Source organism: Paenibacillus taichungensis (assembly GCF_013359905.1).
GTDB lineage: Bacteria > Bacillota > Bacilli > Paenibacillales > Paenibacillaceae > Paenibacillus > Paenibacillus taichungensis.
This window is the reverse complement of sequence record NZ_JABMCC010000107.1, coordinates 78,909-99,724: the sequence shown is the minus strand read 5'-3', so window position 1 is coordinate 99,724 and position 20,816 is coordinate 78,909. Positions and strand designations below refer to the sequence as shown.

Annotated in this window: 22 protein-coding genes; all 22 read right to left on the bottom strand. The window is 40.6% G+C overall.

What is annotated here, in order from left to right:
* Positions 1-46: 46 nt before the first annotated feature.
* Entirely contained in the window at positions 47-1,279 is a 1,233-nt protein-coding gene (locus tag HP548_RS12390) for an RES family NAD+ phosphorylase (RefSeq protein WP_175381806.1), read from the bottom strand.
* A gap of 345 nt (positions 1,280-1,624) precedes the next feature.
* A complete protein-coding gene (locus HP548_RS12385) occupies positions 1,625-2,158 on the bottom strand; it encodes a putative metallopeptidase (RefSeq protein ID WP_175381805.1) in 534 nt (177 codons plus the stop codon).
* Between the two features lie 164 nt (positions 2,159-2,322).
* Positions 2,323-2,511: a hypothetical protein gene (locus HP548_RS12380; protein WP_175381804.1), complete on the bottom strand. Its 189-nt coding sequence runs from the start codon at positions 2,509-2,511 to the stop codon at positions 2,323-2,325.
* A gap of 28 nt (positions 2,512-2,539) precedes the next feature.
* A complete protein-coding gene (locus tag HP548_RS12375; protein WP_175381803.1) occupies positions 2,540-3,397 on the bottom strand; it encodes a transglutaminase domain-containing protein in 858 nt (285 codons plus the stop codon).
* A gap of 462 nt (positions 3,398-3,859) precedes the next feature.
* Positions 3,860-4,279 carry a hypothetical protein gene (locus tag HP548_RS12370; protein WP_175381802.1) on the bottom strand — a complete coding sequence of 140 codons (420 nt, stop codon included), beginning with the start codon at positions 4,277-4,279 and terminating at the stop codon, positions 3,860-3,862.
* A 59-nt stretch (positions 4,280-4,338) separates the two neighbouring features.
* A complete protein-coding gene (locus tag HP548_RS12365; RefSeq protein WP_175381801.1) occupies positions 4,339-5,349 on the bottom strand; it encodes a replication-relaxation family protein in 1,011 nt (336 codons plus the stop codon).
* A gap of 398 nt (positions 5,350-5,747) precedes the next feature.
* Entirely contained in the window at positions 5,748-6,245 is a 498-nt protein-coding gene (locus tag HP548_RS12360) for a hypothetical protein (protein ID WP_175381800.1), read from the bottom strand.
* Positions 6,246-6,382: 137 nt separating this feature from the next.
* Positions 6,383-7,618 carry an FtsZ/tubulin family protein gene (locus HP548_RS12355; RefSeq protein ID WP_175381799.1) on the bottom strand — a complete coding sequence of 412 codons (1,236 nt, stop codon included), beginning with the start codon at positions 7,616-7,618 and terminating at the stop codon, positions 6,383-6,385.
* A 1-nt stretch (position 7,619) separates the two neighbouring features.
* Complete coding sequence (locus HP548_RS12350; protein WP_175381798.1) at positions 7,620-7,937, bottom strand: cell division protein FtsZ; 318 nt, start codon at positions 7,935-7,937, stop codon at positions 7,620-7,622.
* 214 nt (positions 7,938-8,151) lie between these two features.
* Positions 8,152-8,475, bottom strand: a complete 324-nt coding sequence (locus HP548_RS12345; protein WP_175381797.1) for a hypothetical protein — start codon at positions 8,473-8,475, stop codon at positions 8,152-8,154.
* A gap of 26 nt (positions 8,476-8,501) precedes the next feature.
* Positions 8,502-9,398, bottom strand: coding sequence for an AAA family ATPase (locus tag HP548_RS12340; RefSeq protein ID WP_175381796.1), 897 nt, complete (start codon positions 9,396-9,398; stop codon positions 8,502-8,504).
* Positions 9,382-9,726: a response regulator transcription factor gene (locus tag HP548_RS12335; RefSeq protein WP_175381795.1), complete on the bottom strand. Its 345-nt coding sequence runs from the start codon at positions 9,724-9,726 to the stop codon at positions 9,382-9,384. The genes HP548_RS12340 and HP548_RS12335 overlap by 17 nt, the downstream gene beginning before the upstream one ends.
* Positions 9,727-9,951: 225 nt before the next feature.
* Complete coding sequence (locus HP548_RS12330) at positions 9,952-10,344, bottom strand: hypothetical protein (RefSeq protein WP_175381794.1); 393 nt, start codon at positions 10,342-10,344, stop codon at positions 9,952-9,954.
* Positions 10,345-10,425: 81 nt separating this feature from the next.
* The gene (locus HP548_RS12325) at positions 10,426-11,139 is read right to left on the bottom strand and encodes a type II secretion system F family protein (RefSeq protein ID WP_217504692.1); all 714 of its coding nucleotides are present in this window, start codon (positions 11,137-11,139) and stop codon (positions 10,426-10,428) included.
* Between the two features lie 171 nt (positions 11,140-11,310).
* Complete coding sequence (locus HP548_RS12320; RefSeq protein WP_175381792.1) at positions 11,311-12,237, bottom strand: type II secretion system F family protein; 927 nt, start codon at positions 12,235-12,237, stop codon at positions 11,311-11,313.
* 15 nt (positions 12,238-12,252) lie between these two features.
* Positions 12,253-13,779, bottom strand: coding sequence for a CpaF family protein (locus HP548_RS12315; protein WP_175381791.1), 1,527 nt, complete (start codon positions 13,777-13,779; stop codon positions 12,253-12,255).
* Between the two features lie 93 nt (positions 13,780-13,872).
* On the bottom strand, positions 13,873-14,775 hold the full coding sequence (locus HP548_RS12310) for a P-loop NTPase family protein (protein ID WP_175381790.1): 903 nt from the start codon (positions 14,773-14,775) through the stop codon (positions 13,873-13,875).
* A complete protein-coding gene (locus HP548_RS12305; protein ID WP_175381789.1) occupies positions 14,775-15,653 on the bottom strand; it encodes an SAF domain-containing protein in 879 nt (292 codons plus the stop codon). The genes HP548_RS12310 and HP548_RS12305 overlap by 1 nt, the downstream gene beginning before the upstream one ends.
* A gap of 21 nt (positions 15,654-15,674) precedes the next feature.
* The gene (locus HP548_RS12300) at positions 15,675-16,103 is read right to left on the bottom strand and encodes a hypothetical protein (protein ID WP_090810956.1); all 429 of its coding nucleotides are present in this window, start codon (positions 16,101-16,103) and stop codon (positions 15,675-15,677) included.
* Between the two features lie 25 nt (positions 16,104-16,128).
* Positions 16,129-16,704, bottom strand: a complete 576-nt coding sequence (locus HP548_RS12295; RefSeq protein WP_175381788.1) for a hypothetical protein — start codon at positions 16,702-16,704, stop codon at positions 16,129-16,131.
* Positions 16,705-16,787: 83 nt separating this feature from the next.
* The gene (locus tag HP548_RS12290) at positions 16,788-19,778 is read right to left on the bottom strand and encodes a hypothetical protein (RefSeq protein ID WP_175381787.1); all 2,991 of its coding nucleotides are present in this window, start codon (positions 19,776-19,778) and stop codon (positions 16,788-16,790) included.
* The gene (locus HP548_RS12285; RefSeq protein WP_175381786.1) at positions 19,775-20,773 is read right to left on the bottom strand and encodes an S-layer homology domain-containing protein; all 999 of its coding nucleotides are present in this window, start codon (positions 20,771-20,773) and stop codon (positions 19,775-19,777) included. Before HP548_RS12285 ends, HP548_RS12290 begins: the two co-directional genes overlap by 4 nt.
* Positions 20,774-20,816: the final 43 nt, after the last annotated feature.

Here is a 20,816-nt window from a genome sequence, read left to right as displayed (position 1 = left end):
ACTCACTCCTCTGGATGTAGTGAGCTGCACTTGCACACGAATACATTTAGAAATGTTCTTCTGGCCGCTTCTGTTCCTGGAGCTTCAGTGTAATGTTAACTATCGGTTGGTACGTGTTGACTGGACGTGACGTAGAAGATAAATCCAGTTCATAGTCCATGTCGAATAAAGCGTAGTTGGTATACGGTTCTAAACCTTCGACATCATGTACACCTGCATAGACTACGCCATTATAGCCAATGTGGCTGCAACATGCTCCAATGTAGTTGGGTAATAGGTATGCAGATTTCACCCTCGTTTGTTCAGTCTCCATATTGGATTCACTAAAGAAACCCTGAAACTCCGGATCGAATTCACCCAGATCAAATAAGCGAAGTTCTCTCCGCATAATTGTGAATGTCGCTATATCTATTAGCTGGTCGTGTGCGGGATTAATTTCATAAGGAATAGCGTTCACTGAGTCTGCGAGATACAACACGGGTACCCCAATGAAATTATATCTCCCGTGTGATGACTTGCCGGTTGGCGCAGTCCATAGATCTCGAATACTATAAGGGGTTTCTGAATCCGTTGGTCTAGTTCTTCCGCGGTACAGATCCATTTGTCCGGCACTTATGATACGGACATGTCCGTGGTCGAAATGCTCCTTCAGGACATTATAGATCGCTATACCCGTACAATGATGATACGCAAGCGTCGGATTTGTTCTAAGTATTTGTCGGAAGTCTTGTAAATCTTCAGCAGTAATTTTCTCTCCATATTGTTCTGCAAATTCTGAGAATTCTTTCGCATCAAATCTATACAACGAGTCTACTTCTTGTTTGGTATAGAGGACACTATACTTGGTGAATACCTCGCTATGAGAATCTTTTCTATCGGGATGATGTCTCCCAAAGCCACATGGACACTTCAGCAATGAAAGAAATAGGGGGATTAATGAATCAGGTACACCATTCACCGACAGGTACTCTCCAGCTTGGTGATAAGAATCTTCATTTCCGTTACAATGCTCGCAACCACCAATATCTTCTGACAACTTATCTGCGATAGGTATAAGGAATTGCTCTTCCACAGAAAGCCTGTAGAAATCCTCATGTTTAGACATTTGATGGTTACAGATCGCACAACATGCTTCCCCAGCTATGGATGCTGTATGATTTTGTACGAATCGTTCATACAGGGTAATCGGTTTCCATACTGCTTCAAAGAATTTGAAAATATGCTCAGCACAGGACATACACACCGCATGATCCTCTAAATCCGTTAATTCCTTTGGCATTTCATTCTCTCCCATTCCTGATGTTAATCGTTACCTATCCTATCTTACTATGTGGTAGGAACTACACCAATACGGGTTATCAAATTCATTGCGTAAAGATTAACTATAAACATCGATTAGAAATGCATGTGATTTTTAGTACGATGACTGGCACCATTCATGGAAAGGAATCAGGTATAAGGAAAATTGATGCCCAAAACGAAATATGCAACATAGGCAATGGTTAACTGGTTGTTAGTCTGCTTATGAAAACAATTCGATTTCTTTAAACCTATTATCCAAGAGGGGGGGATTATGGAGTAAGGGACACAATAGATCGTCATTATGTCCCTTAGAGGATTAGACTTATTTTGCGCGTAAATGGATAACGTTGCTGCTAGGTTCCTTTTTGTGGTTTTGTGGAGTAAACTCCATCGTTAACTGCTCGCCCTTCTTAGCAGAATCCATAAACTCCTGAGCATCCGGACGCCAGAGCCCATACTTTTCTACAACAAGCTTAAATTCCTCTAGATCGTGACTACACAGTCTGTAGACAGGCCGTCCATCATTTGGTGAATTTCGTGGAGCGCCATTTTTATCAACCGAGGCCTCTACGTGGCATAATTCATGAAAAATTAATGCTTCCTTCTGCTGATCAGTAAGAAGTTCCCACATACGCTTGTTAACCAATATCAAAATCTCAGCATCCATCTCAAAGCGCTCATACATGCTTAATATTTTCGTCTTCGCATAGATGAGTTTCCCCCGTGTATACCAGGTGCCGGTTCTGAACCTGGTAACAATCTTTGCAACACTAAGAATCTTAAATTCTTTCTCCTGTTCAACAAGCTTCTTCACCACGACATCAATCTCTTCAGATAAAGTGAATGTTGCACCCATTGATGATCCCTCCTCTTTAACAATTTGAATTGTGTGGTACACCCTAAAACAAAAAAAGGCAGCATCACATGAAGTGAGCTGCCTTTAATCATTTTTTATTGAGAAGGACCACTATTACGTGTCCTTGATTCTATGTATCATTCTCCATTAATGTGCTCTTAAGTTCAAATCACACTAGCTAATCCAGCTGAATTGAATCTTAGATCAATCAAATCCATATTCTCATGAATCAATGCTTTTATTGCTTTTCTCCGAAGATCATCATCTTGAGCATTACCGAACAAATAAGCATCGATAATATCAAAGTTCTTATCAATCTGTTCCTGCTTGTCTAACTTGTCTTGCGTAGTCATACTTCTTCCCCCAAGTGGTCAATTTAAATTAGTCATTATTGGATTGTTTATACAAACTGCGGAATAGGTGTCCCATGGCTGCAAATTCCAAGACATTCTTGCCTTGACGATGCTTCTGTTTTAACGCGACTTTAAAATCTGTGCCTGCAGCCGGATAGTATTCTCGGAACCACGTTCTCGTACTACTAATCTGGTCATCGGTTAAGTTGTAGTAATCATAACTATTTCCGTTATCGTTCCAGGTGACATCGAGGTGATACCAATGGCCATCCAGCTTTACCAAGTTCCAACTATGAGCAGATCCCTCATTCCAACCGTAAACGATTTTATTCTCGATACCTGCTTTGCTTAGCATATTGTTAGCCAACAAGCTGTAACCCTGACAAACTGTTTTGTAGGGGGGGACTATACCAGCAAAGGCGGATTGTTCGATCAGACCGTAATCGTAACTCAGTCGATTCACGATCCAGTCATGAATAACCTTTTCTTTTGTAAAGTCATCCATCCCAGGCTTAATGATGGAACTTATCGTTTCGTTCACTACCTGGTCCACATATTGAGTCTGCTCCGGTGTCTCAAAGTATGTAATTCGGAATTCGATTTTGGATAAGTTGGGACCAAACGTTAGCCAACTCCAATAGAACATATTTCGAGTCTGACTGATGTAATCTCCATAGTAATTAACCTTATCCGCTGCATCTAATATTTTCTTTTCGATGTTCTCGGTAGAATCATACAAATCGAAGTGTATCTCCTTGGTATGACTTTGTAATGCTTCATGTAATACTCCTGTTAATTGATCATAAGAATGAATTTTAACTGTTTCAATGTCTGCGGACGCAACTGAACTTAACAGCGTAACATACAGTATCACTACAACAATCATAGTAGCTATCTTACTCCTCTTGTCTTAATCATTAAAACCTTCCTCCTCAGTGGTTTTATAGTTTTCGCGGACTTGATTCTATAAAAAAGAACCGAATCCCATTGGAATTCAGTTCTTCAGAATCCATATTTAATTTTTTGTGATAGGTTTGTCTTGCATTCGTCAATAGCATAGCGAGAAATAGGAACTCAAAGACCTTCAACTAATCTCCTGTGCTCTTGTAATAGTATCTTCACCAACAATAAACCCTGTGGTGTTCATACTAATTAGACAATTTCGTAAACCAAGATCCATTTACGTCCGATTCAGATTCTATAAGGTGCGCCATCGTTAAATTAACGTTCGCGAGTAGCATCTGATATTGTCATAATGTAGTGTAATTCATGTAGTACATGATATCACACTGCGCCTTACACTGCATAGATAGAATCCAATTTCTTATGTGCAATACGCTGGTTACTATTATTCATTTTTGGGGGACGTCACTTGTTCCACACTTACACCTGTTTCAGATATAAGGTTTCTTAGATCTGATAGAGAAATCCAGAACCCAAATGGACCTTCATTTATTCGAACCCCATATACCCCATGTTCTTGATGTTGTACTAACCAAGGTAGCAATTCATGAGTAGGAATTTTAACATAGTGGAGCTGTACACTCTCTTGAAAGATCAAAGGCGCGTTTGTTTCAAGTTGTGGGTAGCTGGTATAGACATACATCCAATTCTTATTATCCTCCTCCCCAAAGAATGGCACTTCTTTGTTACCAGGACTCATAAGAAGGAACATTTCCTCTAACTGTTGTACTTCTGAAATAAGCTGTATAAATGCTTCTTCGGTCTGCTGCTGATTTGCTGTTTCCACCAAAAGATTAAAATCCATAAAACTCACTACCCTTCATTCAGAATATAATATGATATTTTGTGATTTAATTCACAATGTTAAATTTGGGGGTATTCTCTCGATTCTATCTGATCTAGCAGATCCGACTTTAGAATAATTTTGTACTCAAAGTGAGGATAATGTTTAAATTCTTCCTGCAGTTCCTGCATGAACCCTTTACGTATCAAAAGTAAAACTTTCCTTCCTTCTCTCTTAAATTCATGAGAAGTATATAGAGATAATCTTCTACGTACCCCTGTACTGTTGTGCAAATTTTCACAAACATATTTCACTTCCCCGTTATGGACCACCGTATATGGAAAAGCACCCTTCTCGACATTTCGCACCGCACCATACTTTTGATAGAGAGCTACCCTCTGTTCTTCAGTGCCAATTGTCTTGAGAACGATTAACGCATCATCATACGGAAGCAGACTTACACTGGAACGAATTCGAGTCTCTTCATATTTGAGCACGCGCTCAAAGTTTGTAAATGCGTCAGGAGTTGAGCAAAGCACCATGTAGTACTTTATGTTGAAGTTCTTTTTGATTTCTGATATCACCTTCGCTACGGTCTTTTCTTCTGGATCAGCAGTGAGAAGGTATATTCCATACTCTCTTTGGTCCGGAGCTACAAGACACCCTTGAATGAGGCTATTTCGATCCAGTTCGTAAATGTTCTTCACTTGTCTGCTGTCCCACATTTCAAAACCGTAGGGTTTCAACTGTACATAAATCTCGTTGACCAGGTTCGCGTAAATCATCCGGTAACCTGACAGCTGCAGATCTTTAGCAAAAGCAGTCTTGTCTACAATACCTTTGCTCTTAAGTGTCTCCATTCCTTTAGCAGTCAAGAAGTAAGAATGGGTATCTCTTTTACCGTTCTTCACGACCGGCTTTGCCATGATGTACCCATCCCGCTTCAAATAAGACATTCTCTGCCAACAGTAATCCCTCGTCTTATTGTTACTGAAAAACAACCTGTAAATCTGCGGTGTTGTAAACGTCCTGAAACGATACAGAGCATGCAAAATATTCTGATCTCTCTCCGTGAGGTTTTTGATTTTCATCACCTCAGCCTCCCTTCTTTTGTGACCTTTGGCTAGTAGAGATACTTAAACCTGTGGATTTGATTAGCTCCCCCTAAAAGCTGCTGTTCAAGGCCAAATGGCCGTGTACTTACTTCACACTTTAAATTCAAGGAGGGATAGCACCCCTGCTTTCAGCAGGGATACTCCCCTCCTTTTTCCTTACTTTGTTCACCCGATACTACAACCGCAAACTTATTGTAAACACAGGGATTTCAGGTGATTTTTCATATCAGGACAAGTATCCCACGATTCAAGCATCTAATTAAAAGCATAGAAGCCATATCCCGTAAGGTTAAATTGACGAATGCTGAGTGTCTTTTAGTATCAGTACAACGGTATCAGTACTATGCCGAAAAACGGAAGACATAGTACTGATATCAATTATCGTACTCAGTACTGATACAGTATTTTTGAATGTAGCTAAATAATTCAATTGAATAACTGTGTTCGCTGATAAAGATTTCCGTGTGGGGGTTTCCTGGATCGTACTCTCCTGATTCACATACGGACATGTTCTGCCAGTTATCATCCTTGATTACCAGTGCAGCGCGTAGAGCATCAAAAACATACTTCCGTTCACGATTATCGTAATCTCGAATAACTCTATCTGAGAAAAATTGAATGATATATATAAAGGCTTTTTTATACGAATACCTGGCAGGTAACGACGAGCTGAGATCAAAAAACAACCTATTGTAGTACTCTTTGGAGTCCCTAATTTGTTTTCTCACGACTCGTTTCTCTCTCTGTTCCACTTGATAATGTGGAAGGATACCAGGTAATGAGAAATGCAAAATATGACTCTGATGATCCAGTGTTTCTATAACTCGAACGTTACCCATTTGCTCAGGAACAACTCCATGAAGTAGCTTCATTTACCCTCCCATTCCAATGCCGCATTAAGTGCGGCAGTATAAACCTATTGCAATCACGATTCTGTCCTTACTGCAGTAATTCATGAGGCTTTTACTGCGCCTGTTATTGAGTCCCAAACTGCGGCAGTAGAACCCGTTTACAAATTTGAGAAAGGGTCGTCTGAATTCTTCGTGGCTGGCTCTGTTCTCTCGTTCGAATTGAGTAACGCTTCTAGATCGTCAACTTCTGAACCATCTGAAATATTATAGCTTTGGAGCATCGTTAACGCTTCATCAGTTGCTTCTACTGTTCGAACCAATTTTTTTGAACTTTCCACGATATCTAACACTCTTTTAGGAAGTGATAAACCAGCAAAAACAGAATATATATGCAGCTGGTTAATAGCTTTATCGCCATATGTTGCAACAGGACGCTCATTAGCATACGGCGCATATTCCATCATTTGTTTCTCCAGCGTGTTTATCATGCCTAATGTGAACATCCGCTTTGCTCCTGCAGGACTGGCCAATAAACTAAGAGCACATCGATCTGCATTCTCCAATTTGTAACCACCGCTTAACACTCCTTTCTCAATTGACTGTTTCATAAGCGCCAGGTACGTGCCTTGATTCTCAGCATCTACATCAGATTCATACAATACTGTTTTCCCGATCATGATGATTCCGGATGTCTGTAACATTTTTAGCCACTCTGAAATATCAAAGTGATACGGTCCCGTTGGATTATAGTTGCTCGTAACCATATTGATATCATGAAGTAATTCAGCAATGTACTCATTCGTGCTTTTTAGAAAATCCTCAACATTCCCTTTTGAATTCTTCTGTAAGTAGTCTTCAAATAGTTGTTGATTATCAACCAATAGAATAGAACCCAGTCCCTTCATGGCCTTAGCTATTAGTTGCAATCTTCGTATAGCATTATCTAAGACGACTTTACCTTCTTGATCTCGAGGTAAAGTGAGAACTAATCCGAATCTCCCTTTAAAACCATTGGCATGTAAAACTCTTGCAGCTTCAATTACTGCACCAGTTCCAGTGCCCCCTCCTAATCCTACAACTAAGAATATAAAATCCCGGTCAGAAAACAATTGCTGCACCTTACTAATGAGGTCCTCTTTATGTGTCAGAAATGCTTCTTCGCCCACTTGAATATCTCTGGCAGCGCCTTTCTCAAAACCACGTAAGATGTACTTTGTGGCCGTTGAGCAATGTGGGATTTTATTCATATCAACTTCATTTGTATTAACTAAGAGTGCGGTGTACGGTTGCATGTTATTTTTGACGTTCATTCGAATATTGGCACAAGCATTAGCTATAGATGTACCACCAAGTCCAAATCCCCAAAAACCATATTTCAGTCCTAAATCACCCATATTAATTCACTCCGCTTCTTTCATTTTCACGAAACTTAATGATTTCATTGCCCAATAAAGTCAGTTGATATAGCCTCACTTGGCCCACTTTTTCTACAGCAATTAAACCAGCCCCTTCTAATTTAGCTGTGAAGATATCGAGCGTATATCTTGAAGAGATAAGTGACTTCTCCTTTTTCTCGAAATATCTCTTGTTTGTCTGATCCTTTAGGTTAGTTTTACTAACCGGTTTGCCAGCCACCTTTAATGTAGCTAACATCCATAAACCAGTTTCTTCAATGTTGTTTAATAAAACAGTGAGAATTTCTTCACGATTCATCGAGCGGCTCCCTTCTTTGAATTTTGATTTATCAAAGGATCTGCCTTCACTTAATAAAAAAAAGCAGAGAGTCGTTGATTACGAACTCTCTGCTTTTTGACGGCTATTTTGTTTTATGTAAAAATGAGGCGTATTCAGTTCCAATCAACTTAAACTCGCCTCAATGAACTACCTCTTTATTCATGTAACCGAACTTATATACCCAGGTTAATGTTCACGTGGTAGGTCCATCTTCAGACGTCTGTTCTTGTAGTTGCAGCTTATTGCAAAATGCCAGGAATTCATCGACTGTTTCAGGCTTGACGCTAATACTCAAGGTAATCGTATCTCCTTGTTTGCTTACTGTCATGTATTTGTACATTCTGCACACATTGATGATAAATGTGTTTGCCGTAGTTATTGGACCTGAAACTTCATAACTCTTTGTCATTTCAATCGAGCGGATTTCTCCATCATGTGTTTTAAGCTTATAATCGCTCTTCCACACATCTAAAAGATTCTGAAGATGCTGTGTTGTAAACGCTGTGATTTTGTTCATCAGGTTAATCCTCCAATCAATTTTTATTACCTTGTTAAATAAGGGCTCAAAATACGGGAGACCTTATCTTCATCCAAAGGGTTATTCCAAAAGGCAAAATAGAGAATGGTAAGATCACTCTTACGAACCACCGGTCGCCCTTCTAATATAGCTGAAGCTTTAAGGAGCTTCAGACTAGCCTTAAGTCTTCTATCTGAAGGATATATTTTTGCCTTGAATAGTTGGATACGGATAGAAACAATGGAATCGATAATCTCGTCAGGAATGTCTACGAATTCTAAATTCATTCTCAATTTATTCAAATCAGAAAGTGAGATCGATTCAACATTATCATCTGATACATGTTTACTTGTTATCATTGACTTCAGAGCATCTGGAAACTGTACGTATCCAACTTTCATCCGGATCAAAAAACGATCATACAACGCATTGTTCTGTTCATCATTATGAAGCTCGTTCGTTGCACCGAATAAACTGATCAAAGGTACTTTAATTCGCTCACTCATTTGAAGCATAGTTCTTTCGTTAATAACATCCAACAAGCTATTCAATGTTTCCCCCTTAGCTCGAAGGATCTCGTCCAAAATTGCCATATGTGCCTCTGGAAGCTTTCCTGATGTCTTACGCTTTAGTTGGCCTTTAGTGTACAGTCCTTCTTCGTATGGTCCCAAGATCTCCTCTGGAGTCGTATCGTAGTTCATACTCCATTTAAAGATATTTAGCTCACGAAAAGATTGAAAGATTCTCTCCAGGACTGAACTCTTCGCTGTACCTGGGGGTCCTATCAATAACATGTGTTCACCAGCAATCATGCTCACTAACGCGCAACGTATAAGGGTTTCTCGCTCGTAATATTCTGTCTCTAAGCGATCCCTAATACGACCTAACTGTTTAAAGTAACTCTTCTCAAAATCGATTTCCACGCAATTCACCCGCTTCGTTTTGATTGCTCTGCTGCATCTGCTCCCAGAAAATCTGATCCTTAGATAATGGATGAGGTTCATGAATTGAAGTTGAAATTTGTTCAATCACCCACTTAACCAGTTGCGATTTACCCTCAATTCCAAGTTTGTTATATATCGTTCGCTGATGCTTCCTAATGGCTTCTTCGCTGAGATGGAGTGTGCGAGCAATTTCCTTTTTCTCTTTCCCCTGTAATAACATCCACAACACAGTGCGTTGCTTTTCTCGTAATTCGCATCGATACATGTTTACTTCCAATGTTTTTAGTATCGCGTCCGAACGTGACATAAAATATCGCCTCCTTATACATATACAGAAAAAAAGACAGTCCCTTGACTTTAAGGTCACTGTCTCAGCCAGATAAAAATAAAACAGAAGAGTGATTTAACACTCTTCTGCCAAGGTAGTAAATCTATTAAAAGGAGATCGAACACTTCTATCGGGTGGTTGGTGTTCCCGATAAATTGATTATACAACAATGATGTAAATCATGCAATACACTTTTAAAAAAACTCAGTATATTTGCGAGCTCTTTTGTTGGTTGGCTAACACCGTAAGTACAGTTGAGTCTCCCATTGCTTTATTCATCTTTTCACCAAGTACCGAGAACGCCCTCATATGATATTTACTCGATATTTGAAACTGGACATTACCAGGAGCTTTAACCACACCATCAGACCGGTAGATAATCCATTTATCTTTATCAAATCCCATCTGTTTCATCTTCGATGAAACTTCTTCTTCTACCGTAGATGTCCATCCTCCACTTGCTGCCATCCGTTCAACTGCGAAGTCGGTGAGTTGGTTCGCTTTCCACTGCCATTGACCATACGTGATCATATCGGGAGTAAAAAATAAGAAGAACGCTAGAATGGGCAGCCATATTAATTTCTCAGGTGATTGCATGAGTTAACCTACCTTTCTCCATTTGCTTGTCACTAAATAAAAAAATCGATCCGCGCTTACAGATCGATCTCTCCATTGAATTTACCCCATGCCTTTCATTTGAGCCATAAAGTTGATAACAATAATGGCTAGCGGGACAGCTAAAACAAAGGCAAACATCCCTGTACTAATAAGTTGTAGCTTCGCAGGGCGTTCTTTTATGATTTTTCTGTTATTCTGGACACGAATTTCTCTCATGAGTTTGGTTTGAGATTTGAAAATTTCTTCTGCCTCTTCTTTACTCATTTGGATTGCCTGTTTCATAGCAAAGACGAATCTTTTGATAGACGAAGTTCCTATGCTTTCAGCAAATCGTTCTAAGGCCCTTGACTCTGACATAAGGTCCATATCTTTTGATAAACGGGTACAATCAAGCTCAAGGCCCTCTGGGGCATGCTCACAGGCTAATTTGATAGCTGCGTAGGGAGTTAATCCAGCAGAAAAAAGTAATATGAGGTGGTCAATAAAGTCAGGCAATTTCTCTTGTGCTATTTTTTCTTTAAATGACAACTCTTTTTTCAAACGTGATACTGGATAACGATAAAAATAGAATCCTACGCCAATGGCTAGAAAGAAAAATGGCGCAGAATTTGTAAGGATTGCGAAGAATGTAAATCCTACAAACGCAAGGCCTCCAAACATGAGTTGTTGACCAGCGATATCTTCAGGTCTCTCTTTCCAACCTAGACGATACAGTTGTTTTTCCAACGCAGAATGTTGTTCTGTTGAAAGCTTAACTTTGCTACGTGCAGCCACCTCTAACGATCCCGCTACCTTTTTCCACATAGCCTTATTATTATCCGCAATATAGGCGTATGACCGATACGACCTTCCCGTAGTCAAAAGCGTTGTTAAACTCACATATAACAATAAAAAGAAGATTGCACCTACAATGATATAGATCAAGTTAATTACACTCCGTTCTGATTAGATTCGAGTCATCTGATTTACTTTTGGGAATGACCAAAGAATGTACACAATTAATGCGATGAGTAACCCTTGACCCAAAGGAAGATCCATGAGTTGTTTATACTGATCTGCTTGAGCGAATCTAAAGAATAGCACCATGCCTATAGCTATTATGACGTTAGTTCTATGTGCCTGCCGCTGCTGAATCAACTCCGCTTTTGCTTCTTCCTTTAAGAGACGATTACTTTGGATGACATCCGCGATCCGTTTCATTGTAGGAGAAGCGTCTCCGCCGTTTCTCTCCACAACGATTAAAACGTCAGAGAACATTTTGAATTCCTTGACAGCAATCGATTTTTGCATGTCCTTGAGCAAATCTGGCAGCGCTATACCGGTTAAATAATCATCCACAAGTTTCTTCCATTTCTCTTTAACTGGACCCTCCAAGCTTTCAGTAGCCTTGTCCATGGAAGTTGTCAGATTCTGCGTAATGGAATAACCCGCGCTAACCGCTTGGACCAGAACTTCTATTTGTTCCTCTGTGAAATCTTCATAGTTCTGTTTTTTATTATTCAATACAAACCAAGGAGCCCACAGCCCAGCATACGCTCCACAAATCATTGCAATTGGAGACTCCATTAGTACTCCAAATCCGACACCTAAAAGCAAACACCCATAAAGATAAAGGGGCGCTTTCGCCCCGACGTCCCAATTAATGTTGTCCGCTTCAATTTCATAGGTATTAGCTGAAAGGTAACGCGTGAATCTGAATCGCTTTGAAGCTACAGTCTGTTGTGTCTTTTTTTGGATTTCTTCTTCATTCTCTGACTTAATCATGCTCCAAGAGCGGTACTTTTTCTTTGGCAAAAGATACAGTAGTAAGAAAATCAACAAGACGAACATGATAACAAATGAGCCGAAGTATACAATATTTGATAAATCCATGATGTACCCCTTTCTTTAAATAGCTGTCAAATTGAAGTCGTTTTTCGTCCATTTTTTCAGTTCTGACCGTGGGACACTACGTGTGATCATCTTCTTCATGAGTTTGGTAGATATTGTACAATCTTCACCCACGCTATGTTTCCCAATGAACTTCAGCTTTCCATCACTTTTAGCCTCTACATCTGCCACTTCATATTTATACAAGTGATTGACAATAGGTTCATCGTTTTCATAACCGAGCAACTCAACAACTTCTGTAATATGACGACTTCCATCTGCCAGTTTCTCCACAAAGTAAATAATATCTATCGCAGTACTCACCATTTTTCCGATAATGTTTGGTGCTAATGGTAAACCGTTCCGAAGAATCATCTGTACAATACGGGTGACAGCATCTTTTGCAGAATTGGCGTGAAGTGAACTCAAACCACCGTCATGACCCGTATTGAAAATTTCAATTAAATCGAGTGCTTCCTGTGAACGAATTTCACCTACAATTATTCGATATGGATACATTCGAAGAGAGGATTTTAACAATCCACCCAAGTCAATTGTGGTATCTTTATTGCCGGTAAATCTACATTCCAGACTTACGATATGTTTTTTAGGATACAGAACCTTGAGTCGAAGCTCCTCTGTATCCTCAATGGTCAGTGTTCTTTCATGATCAGGGATCTCTTCACATAAACGCTTAATAAATGTTGTTTTACCTGATCCGGTACTACCAACAACTAAAATATTCGCCCCACCACGAATAGCCAATTGAGAGAACTTAAACATCTCGTCCGTAAGCAGCCCATTCTGAATCATCTTCTCTGCCGATAGGTTAATAGGAGGATATTTTCGTATCGTGATGGTTGTACCATTTCTTGATATTGGCGGTATCACGATATTCAACCGTACGTCAGACAACCTTGTATCACAGATTGGAGAAGCTTCATTAATCGTGGCATTAGAGAAGTTGAGCATTTTTCGTGCTATGGATAGTACGTGTTCTTCATCATTGAACTTGATATCCGTAAGGCGTATGCCATTGTGATCTTCCACATATACTTCACTATCACCATTAACCATAATTTCCATGATCGTGTTGTCGTTCATCACGTCATCAATTGGACCTAGCCCTACTATCTCATCTACGAGATCCTTCGCTTGCTCCTTGAGTCCCTTACTGTGATCTTTCAACTGTTCATTCTCCATAAGGAATTTACGGGCCGCTTTTTCCATTTCATCTCGAATTTCACGATTGTAAAAAGCTCTGGAAAGTTCGTTGCCGAAAGATAAGGAAAGTTTATCTCGAACTACATTCAAGGCATCTGCCGATACCATTGAATCAATAGATAGCCCATGTTTTGACTCAGCTGCCCCGGTAGGATTATTTACGCCTTCATAGTATTCCTCTTGAGAGATGAAGATGCTCGGTGGATCGCTCAACATGCCCTCTTTTGATTCGTTTACGGTGTTCTCCCTTGAATTCACTGAATTTATAACGTGTTGCATAACATCCTTTGCAGGATTAACCAAATCCGTACCTGTAGCCATTTTTTATTTGCTCCTCTCTCAACTTGTGACTCTGTCATTTATATAGAAAAGAAAAAAACCCACGATCGATGCATCGCGGGCTTGAATTAAGTTTTATCTGGAGAATAATCTTTTAAGTCCCTTTTTGCTTCCATCATTGGTTTGTTGCTGAATTTTTTTCTTTTTAAAACCGATAGTATCCACGAAACTATTCACTACGGAATTATACTTTTCTCCACCACCTGGAATAAGATCCAACGATTTTTCCGTAATGGTTGGATCATCCGGTAGTGATTTCCACACGGGTTGTCCAAGAATTTTCTCAACGGCCGGCGCTAAACCTGGCGCACGATTCAGAATGATTTTCAATCCTCTCTGGTCTCCATTGTTACTGAGCATCCGCTTAATTTCTTGACCTGTATACACGCTGTGCGCTACATGCCCATCAACGAAAATTAAAAGCTCACTGGCAAGCTTTAGACTTACACCTGTAACCGGCATAAGCATTTCACTTGGAATATCCAAGTAAATAGCCTCGAATCCTAATTCACTTAATTGTTCGATTATGAAATAAGGCATATCCTTACTCATGGGCAATGAATGCGCCTGGAAACGGTCCATAAATTGAGAAGGAGCAAACAGATACAAATCTTCTGGGAGTTCTGAAATGACACTTACCAGACCAGGATGTGAGGAAGCCATGTCTTGCATCCAGAGTTTAGAATTCACTAGATAATCTCGAATATCACGAAGTTTACTTGATTCTTTGCTCTTAGCCAACCACGTTTCCAGATTACGGGTCCGATGACTCATACCAAGTGAAATGGAGGTTGAAGCGTGTAAGACATCTAATTCCACTAAGGCAGTCTTCACTCCCCTTCTTGCACTCTCTACTGCGGCTGCGTTCAAGAATGTATTTACACCCATCCCGCTTTCGCATGACCACCCTACAATCACCTTATTGTTCGTCTTTGCAAATGATATGTTTACGGTATCGTCCATCATTTCAGTCGTCATTAGTTTTTCTCTCCCTCTGGTTGAATATCAGATAGTGATTCGACTTGCTTTGTTTCAGACGTGTTTTTGGTCTTGCTAATGTATTGATCGAGATCCAATTGTTTTGACTTAATGTAAGGCTTGATGTCGTAGACACCTGTTACACCTAGCTCCGGAAGTCCTGCTTCACGATTATCGTTGTGCGGTACCAAAATGATGGTGCCATCCCTGAATGCGGTAGACAACGATGCATTTAATATCTGCAGCTGATCATCATCCACTGCCAGTTGAACGACCGTCGGATACAACTCTTTTTTCGGAGCTGTAGTCTGACCTTGCGCATTCACTGTGTTGGTGTTATTTTTCGCCACAATATCTTCTGCTTTTTTATTCTTGGCACTGAGGACGGTAACACCTTCATACATCTTACCGATAACCCACTTCGAATCCGCTCCATCCGTTTCTACCGCACTGAACCAAATATCAATGTCCGTATCAGGTAGGACATTACCTGCAGAAGATTCGAGTAGATTCACACTTCCAGTCCAAAGAGATTGACCATCTTTAAGTTTCATACGGGCTGCATCCATCAACTCGTCTTGTGAAACAATTTTGGATTGGAAGAAATAACTATTTTGAGCCAGTCCGTATTGATCAAGCGTGTATTTACCCACCAGATCTTTTTTGTTTGTGATAATGCCTGGCGGCAGGCCTTTCAATGGTAGTTCCATACTGGTGACCATACTATCCAAGATTTCTGTATGTGCCGGGATATCCTGACTTGCGAAATAGACCGTAGTCGGTCTTAGTTCATTACTCACGCGATACTCACTGATTCCTACGAATCCAATTACGACCAATGCTGAAATCATTACAGCAGCTATCCTACGTTTATTCATGAAACGTCTAACCTCCAATAATTAGTTTGTTTTTTTATCCCAAATAAAGACAACGCGATGTCTTGGATAATGCCAGATGTTAACTTTGTCGCTTTTGAGCATCTTCATGGATAGCGATTCTACAGGTGTGCCCATCTGAACAGCTGCATACGGGGCCAAGCGATTAATTTGATATATACCGGTGTAAGAGCTCATCATCGCTTTTGTTCCTGCATTCAGCTCGCCGTATATGCCAAATTGTTGATCAAACTGTTGGATATCGATCCTTGGTAAATGCTTTGTTCGTATTCCACCCTCTTCCACCGATCGCATCATTGCGGTTTGGGTCGTGTTTCGTGTTGAACTTTGCATTTTCACTTTTTGTGTTCCTATACTGACGTAATCAATAGTGAAGTAAGCGAACAGTGTAAAAACAATAAGAAACATCAACATCTTGGGTGAAGTAGACATCCGGATCTCCTCCTTTCTTTCTCCATCATGGATAGAAGACCAAAAGGGTGACAGAGACGGCCATGGTAATCATCACTGCACCTGGTAAGACCCGCATTGATGTGTTGTTTAGATCTGGTTCAGTAGCAAAAAAACCTAATCCAAACCTTCTTAATATGAATCCAAAAGAATGACTAAATAGTGTTTTGAATACTTTGGTTAAACCGTGTTTCCTTCCAAAGCGGTAGACATCAATACTAAATAGAATCAGCGCTAATGATCCTATAAAAAGAAGAACTACATTCCGGTAATGTCCACCTACTACACCCTCACTACCAATGAGCGCAAATAATGATACGCCAACCCCATTAATCATCATCATTTTGGTATCCCCTGGCGCTGTTGAACCCACATTTTCCAGAATCAGTCCGATCACGAGCATTCCTAGAAAACCACAAATCAACACCCAAACTATCGTTGTCGGAAACTGCCATATGATTAAACTAGAGAAAATAATCATGAATAGCAGATGCCATAGGTTTTTGGTTATTCGCCATCGGACATCACAATACATATTAAATGCGTTGTATATGCCAATTAATATTGCGGTGATAACTAGCATTTATGAGCCTCCTTCTCATATCGTTGTACCTTCATCTAAATAGAAAAAAGCCTCCGCTTTCGCGAAGGCTCTACTATAATCATTTAGTTTGGCCAGTTGATGGTATCTTCCGAAAAATTAACCCAGGCTGCCAAACGTTTTAATGTTTCTACAGATCCGACCCATGGTTTCGTAGCACCGGTTGGGAATAGTTGTGACGGGAATGGATCTTCCGGCATCACCTGACGCACATAAAAATCATTCATCAAATTATCAGAAACCGTAAACTGAATATTGATACATTGTGTTAGGTTATTAACTCCGGTTGCATATAGATCTACACCGATGTTATAGGTCCCATCAGCCATAGCTAGTGATGCATAGTACGCCCGGCCGCCTGGATAGTAATAGTTGTCCTGTTCGGGATTTCTCGATCCAGGATTTCCGCCCTCATTATAAATGACCTCGTCACCATGCTTAGCTACCCAAGCGAGTGGTATTCCCCATTGGACCTGATTCGTAGAGGATGATAATTTGACTAACTCAATATCCTCGATCGTTCCGTCTGCTTTAGGGAAATGAGCTACTGCCCGGTAAATGTTACCCGTTCTACCGCGGTCCTCCGTGTACTTGGAGTCAATTACAAAATTGAATCCCTGACCCGCTTTAATGGTCGTGCTGTTGCTTCGGACAAGCGGTACATCGGTTCCATTAATTTCATCTGCATTTTCTTGAACAAATGTTCCGGACAAAGCTTTATTGAAAGTGGAATTGAAATATTCATAATAATAACCTGTTTCATATCGTGCGCAATACGAGTATGAGTTACCGTTACTGTCGTACCCTGTTCCATACCTCGCACAATATTCATAAGTGCCTGAAATGTCGGAGGTATGATTCGTCACTTTGCACGTACCGTTGGTAGCCCGGCCGTATATGGTGAATCCTGCACTGAGTTGATTATCCTGATACGTTTTTTCTCCTTGTGATGGCGGTAGATTGATGGTAGCGACCAAGTTATAGTTTCCTAAGTCTCGTCCACCCGTGTTCCAGCTCATCATGAGGGTTTTGTTCTCTCCTGGTTTAGAGAAGGTGACTTGCTGCGTACCAACAAGTGTATCCTTTCCACTCGCATCAACGAGGAAGAGCTTCACAGCGAAAGTCTTTGCCTCCATCGCATCACCGGGAAGATTCTCACGGCCAACCTCAACGCGAGTGGTTACATTTTGGCTCTGAGTAGCTGTACCGGAGCTTACACTCTTAACGAATAGATTCAGTGTTTTCTCCTTCAAGTCGTACACTTTTTCAATCTTGTTATCTACCCACGGATCTAAGCCTCCTTCGCGATACTCATTGGAAGGTCGATTGTGACCACTATTTATCTCTGCTTTGATCGTGAGCATATCTCCCTCTGGAACACTCGTAACTTTCAAGTCGGTAATCCACTTCTTCTCCCGTGGTGCAAGGGTTATGGAGCTAATCCGTTCTTTAGCTACTCCATTAACAGACCAGTCTAAATACGTGTTCGTGATTGTTTCCGTATAGCTCTCGTTTTCAACGAGTACCTGGAACCTTGCAATCTGTCCAGGTTGTGGTTTAGATGGTGTTACGCGGATCTCAGTTGCTCGTAAGTTCACTGAACCGGTACCCACTTTATATTGGGCCCTATTGTTCTCCCAATCCGACTCATTCGGTGGATTATCCTTGTACCCGTTGATATTGAAAATGAGTACATCCGGGTGATTAGGATATTTCACTTCGATATTAAGCTTTCTCCGCTCACCGGCTTTAAAGTTTGTAATCGGAACCTTCTGCACTGCGGTTGTTGAGTTCCAACGCCATAATAAGTAGGTACTGGCGATATCGTTGGTACCGTTATTCAGTACGTCAATGGATACCGACGCTGTACTTCCTGCCGGCTGAGGAGCTGCCGGCGTAATCGAAATACTATTCGGGTCAACCGCCAGATCCGGATCAGACACACCCAGTTTAAAGTTTTGGACAGCAATTCGATCATATCCATCACTCACCACAAGTGTATAATCTCTAACTGTACCATCCGCTATGGTTATTTTTTTAATGTCCGTTACCGGGATCGATGTATTGTAGCTGAACGTTTGTTTACCACCTGTGCTGATTTCTTTGTACACATTCTTGGCAAAACTATCAAAACGCGTAGCATCATTTTTTCCGGACGCTGTAGTCGTTTTATTGATTTCAGCCATAATCTGTTCTTGTGAGAATTTCCCTTCCACAAACCACAGCTTATGCTTATTCCCCCAATAGGATGACGTCGTGGTGCTGATTCGCAGCATCCCTTTGGCTGAGCTCACCGTCTGTCTTTCTGCAGTTCCTTCAGCACCATAGATGGTGAAAATCTTTGGCCATGGTGTGGTAGAATAGGTTGTTTTAAAGGATGGGAAAGTTACTCCTCGATTTACACTGGTAGTTGGCGCCTGAGCCACCATGTCCGTAGTCATATTTAGTCCACCACCTGAGAGAGCAATCAGTGATGGTAGTCGGTACCAAGTGTTGTTCGGATTAGGTACTCCAACAAAATAGCGATTACTCGCCTTTAGATAATAATTACTTTCATCGGACCCTTCTTTTAGCTTGTTAATGATGTAGTCCGGGTTACCATTCGCCCATTCTGACACCATTTTAATAGGTCCGTACGATACGCCATTTTCATTAAAGGGAATAAGGTTATATCCTTCCCTTTTATTGAAGTCATCTTTAGCATCTTCCTCTATGATGTTAAAGGTGATGACCCCTTTATAGTCGCCACCAGGGGTTGCCTCTGACCAAGCCTTTGTCGCGAGGTCTCTGAACCGAATGTCTGACCAAAGCGCATAGGCTTGTCGTTGGGCATATTCCAACTCAGGCCTGCCAGGTCCACTTGGAGTTAGGTCACCTGTTAGTTGAATTGAGGTATCTCTTGTGTATGGATAAAACTGTTTTCCATATGATGGTGGAGTTGTAGCGGCAAACACTCTCCATCCAACAAAACCAAACATCACGACAACTAAAAGAAGCGTGGCCACAATGGCCCGCTTCTTAAAATTATTCCTATTTTTCGATTGGGAAGTACTCATGAGTGTTTTGCCCCCCAGATTACATCTCCGTTCTCCATAATACTTATACTTTGTTTAGCTGTAGTCCCAACATACATAGACAATCCAAACCCGTCTTGAATTTTGAAAGATTTTTCTTCTCCACCAGTAACTTTAAGGCTATATGCAGAACCATCTACTCCGTTAAGATAAACTATATATCCTTTAGGTATCGACTTAGGAACAGTGAATGTTGCTTTCCCATCTTTGATAATGATGTTATTCAGAAACTCTTTAATGTATGGTTCACTTGCTGCGTCTTTTGGCATAAATTCAATAGCTCTAGCTACGTCTGCTGTAGCGTCTTTTTTCTTCAATTCTTTGAGTGTTACATCACCATTAGAGCTAATCTCACCAGGCAGTGCAGGAATGTCTTTTGGATCGGATGGCTTTGTTGGACGCTCCCTAACCTCAGTTACACCCTTATCCATCAGGTTTTTAATGAACTGAACTGCTTCAGATCTCTTAAGTAGTGATGAACCCTGATAACCTGATACGGAAGGAGTTGAACCTCTACCTTCAGCTAGTCCCTTTGTGAGCATATAACGAATTGCATTATCTCCGGAGTAATTCACCCCTACTGCACCGGTAACGATCTCAGCAACACGAGTCCGATTGATTTTCGTACTTGCTGCTTTAGTATTCCCGTATCCCTTAATCGCCCAGTTATGAGACTTTGCATATTCGTAGTAACCTGAAGCCCAATATGTATCTGCACTCTCTTGAACACCTTCAAAAGCGTTGATGAACATCGTGATGAATTCAGCTTCTGTGACATTTTGATCCGGTTTAAACGTATTATCTTGATAACCTTGAATTATGTTGCGTTCAACACCCCATGAAATTGTATCTTGGGCCCAATAATTAGCTGGAATGTCTGTAAACTTACTATCTGCAAACGATGTAGCTATTACCGTAAGCACCGTAAAACCAATAATCATTTTTCGATACATTTTCGATTTAGATTTAGTTTTCAATAGTATCCCTCCTAATATTTAATCAACATTGAATCTAAACACA

Excerpts from the sequence above, each read along its gene's own strand:
- HP548_RS12390 (WP_175381806.1), bottom strand. The coding sequence starts at position 1,279 with ATGCCAAAGGAATTAACGGATTTAGAGGATCATGCGGTGTGTATGTCC.
- HP548_RS12385 (WP_175381805.1), bottom strand. The coding sequence starts at position 2,158 with ATGGGTGCAACATTCACTTTATCTGAAGAGATTGATGTCGTGGTGAAG.
- HP548_RS12380 (WP_175381804.1), bottom strand. The coding sequence starts at position 2,511 with ATGACTACGCAAGACAAGTTAGACAAGCAGGAACAGATTGATAAGAAC.
- HP548_RS12375 (WP_175381803.1), bottom strand. The coding sequence starts at position 3,397 with ATGATTGTTGTAGTGATACTGTATGTTACGCTGTTAAGTTCAGTTGCG.
- HP548_RS12370 (WP_175381802.1), bottom strand. The coding sequence starts at position 4,279 with ATGGATTTTAATCTTTTGGTGGAAACAGCAAATCAGCAGCAGACCGAA.
- HP548_RS12365 (WP_175381801.1), bottom strand. The coding sequence starts at position 5,349 with ATGAAAATCAAAAACCTCACGGAGAGAGATCAGAATATTTTGCATGCT.
- HP548_RS12360 (WP_175381800.1), bottom strand. The coding sequence starts at position 6,245 with ATGAAGCTACTTCATGGAGTTGTTCCTGAGCAAATGGGTAACGTTCGA.
- HP548_RS12355 (WP_175381799.1), bottom strand. The coding sequence starts at position 7,618 with ATGGGTGATTTAGGACTGAAATATGGTTTTTGGGGATTTGGACTTGGT.
- HP548_RS12350 (WP_175381798.1), bottom strand. The coding sequence starts at position 7,937 with ATGAATCGTGAAGAAATTCTCACTGTTTTATTAAACAACATTGAAGAA.
- HP548_RS12345 (WP_175381797.1), bottom strand. The coding sequence starts at position 8,475 with ATGAACAAAATCACAGCGTTTACAACACAGCATCTTCAGAATCTTTTA.
- HP548_RS12335 (WP_175381795.1), bottom strand. The coding sequence starts at position 9,726 with ATGTCACGTTCGGACGCGATACTAAAAACATTGGAAGTAAACATGTAT.
- HP548_RS12330 (WP_175381794.1), bottom strand. The coding sequence starts at position 10,344 with ATGCAATCACCTGAGAAATTAATATGGCTGCCCATTCTAGCGTTCTTC.
- HP548_RS12320 (WP_175381792.1), bottom strand. The coding sequence starts at position 12,237 with ATGGATTTATCAAATATTGTATACTTCGGCTCATTTGTTATCATGTTC.
- HP548_RS12315 (WP_175381791.1), bottom strand. The coding sequence starts at position 13,779 with ATGGCTACAGGTACGGATTTGGTTAATCCTGCAAAGGATGTTATGCAA.
- HP548_RS12310 (WP_175381790.1), bottom strand. The coding sequence starts at position 14,775 with ATGACGACTGAAATGATGGACGATACCGTAAACATATCATTTGCAAAG.
- HP548_RS12305 (WP_175381789.1), bottom strand. The coding sequence starts at position 15,653 with ATGAATAAACGTAGGATAGCTGCTGTAATGATTTCAGCATTGGTCGTA.
- HP548_RS12300 (WP_090810956.1), bottom strand. The coding sequence starts at position 16,103 with ATGTCTACTTCACCCAAGATGTTGATGTTTCTTATTGTTTTTACACTG.
- HP548_RS12295 (WP_175381788.1), bottom strand. The coding sequence starts at position 16,704 with ATGCTAGTTATCACCGCAATATTAATTGGCATATACAACGCATTTAAT.
- HP548_RS12290 (WP_175381787.1), bottom strand. The coding sequence starts at position 19,778 with ATGAGTACTTCCCAATCGAAAAATAGGAATAATTTTAAGAAGCGGGCC.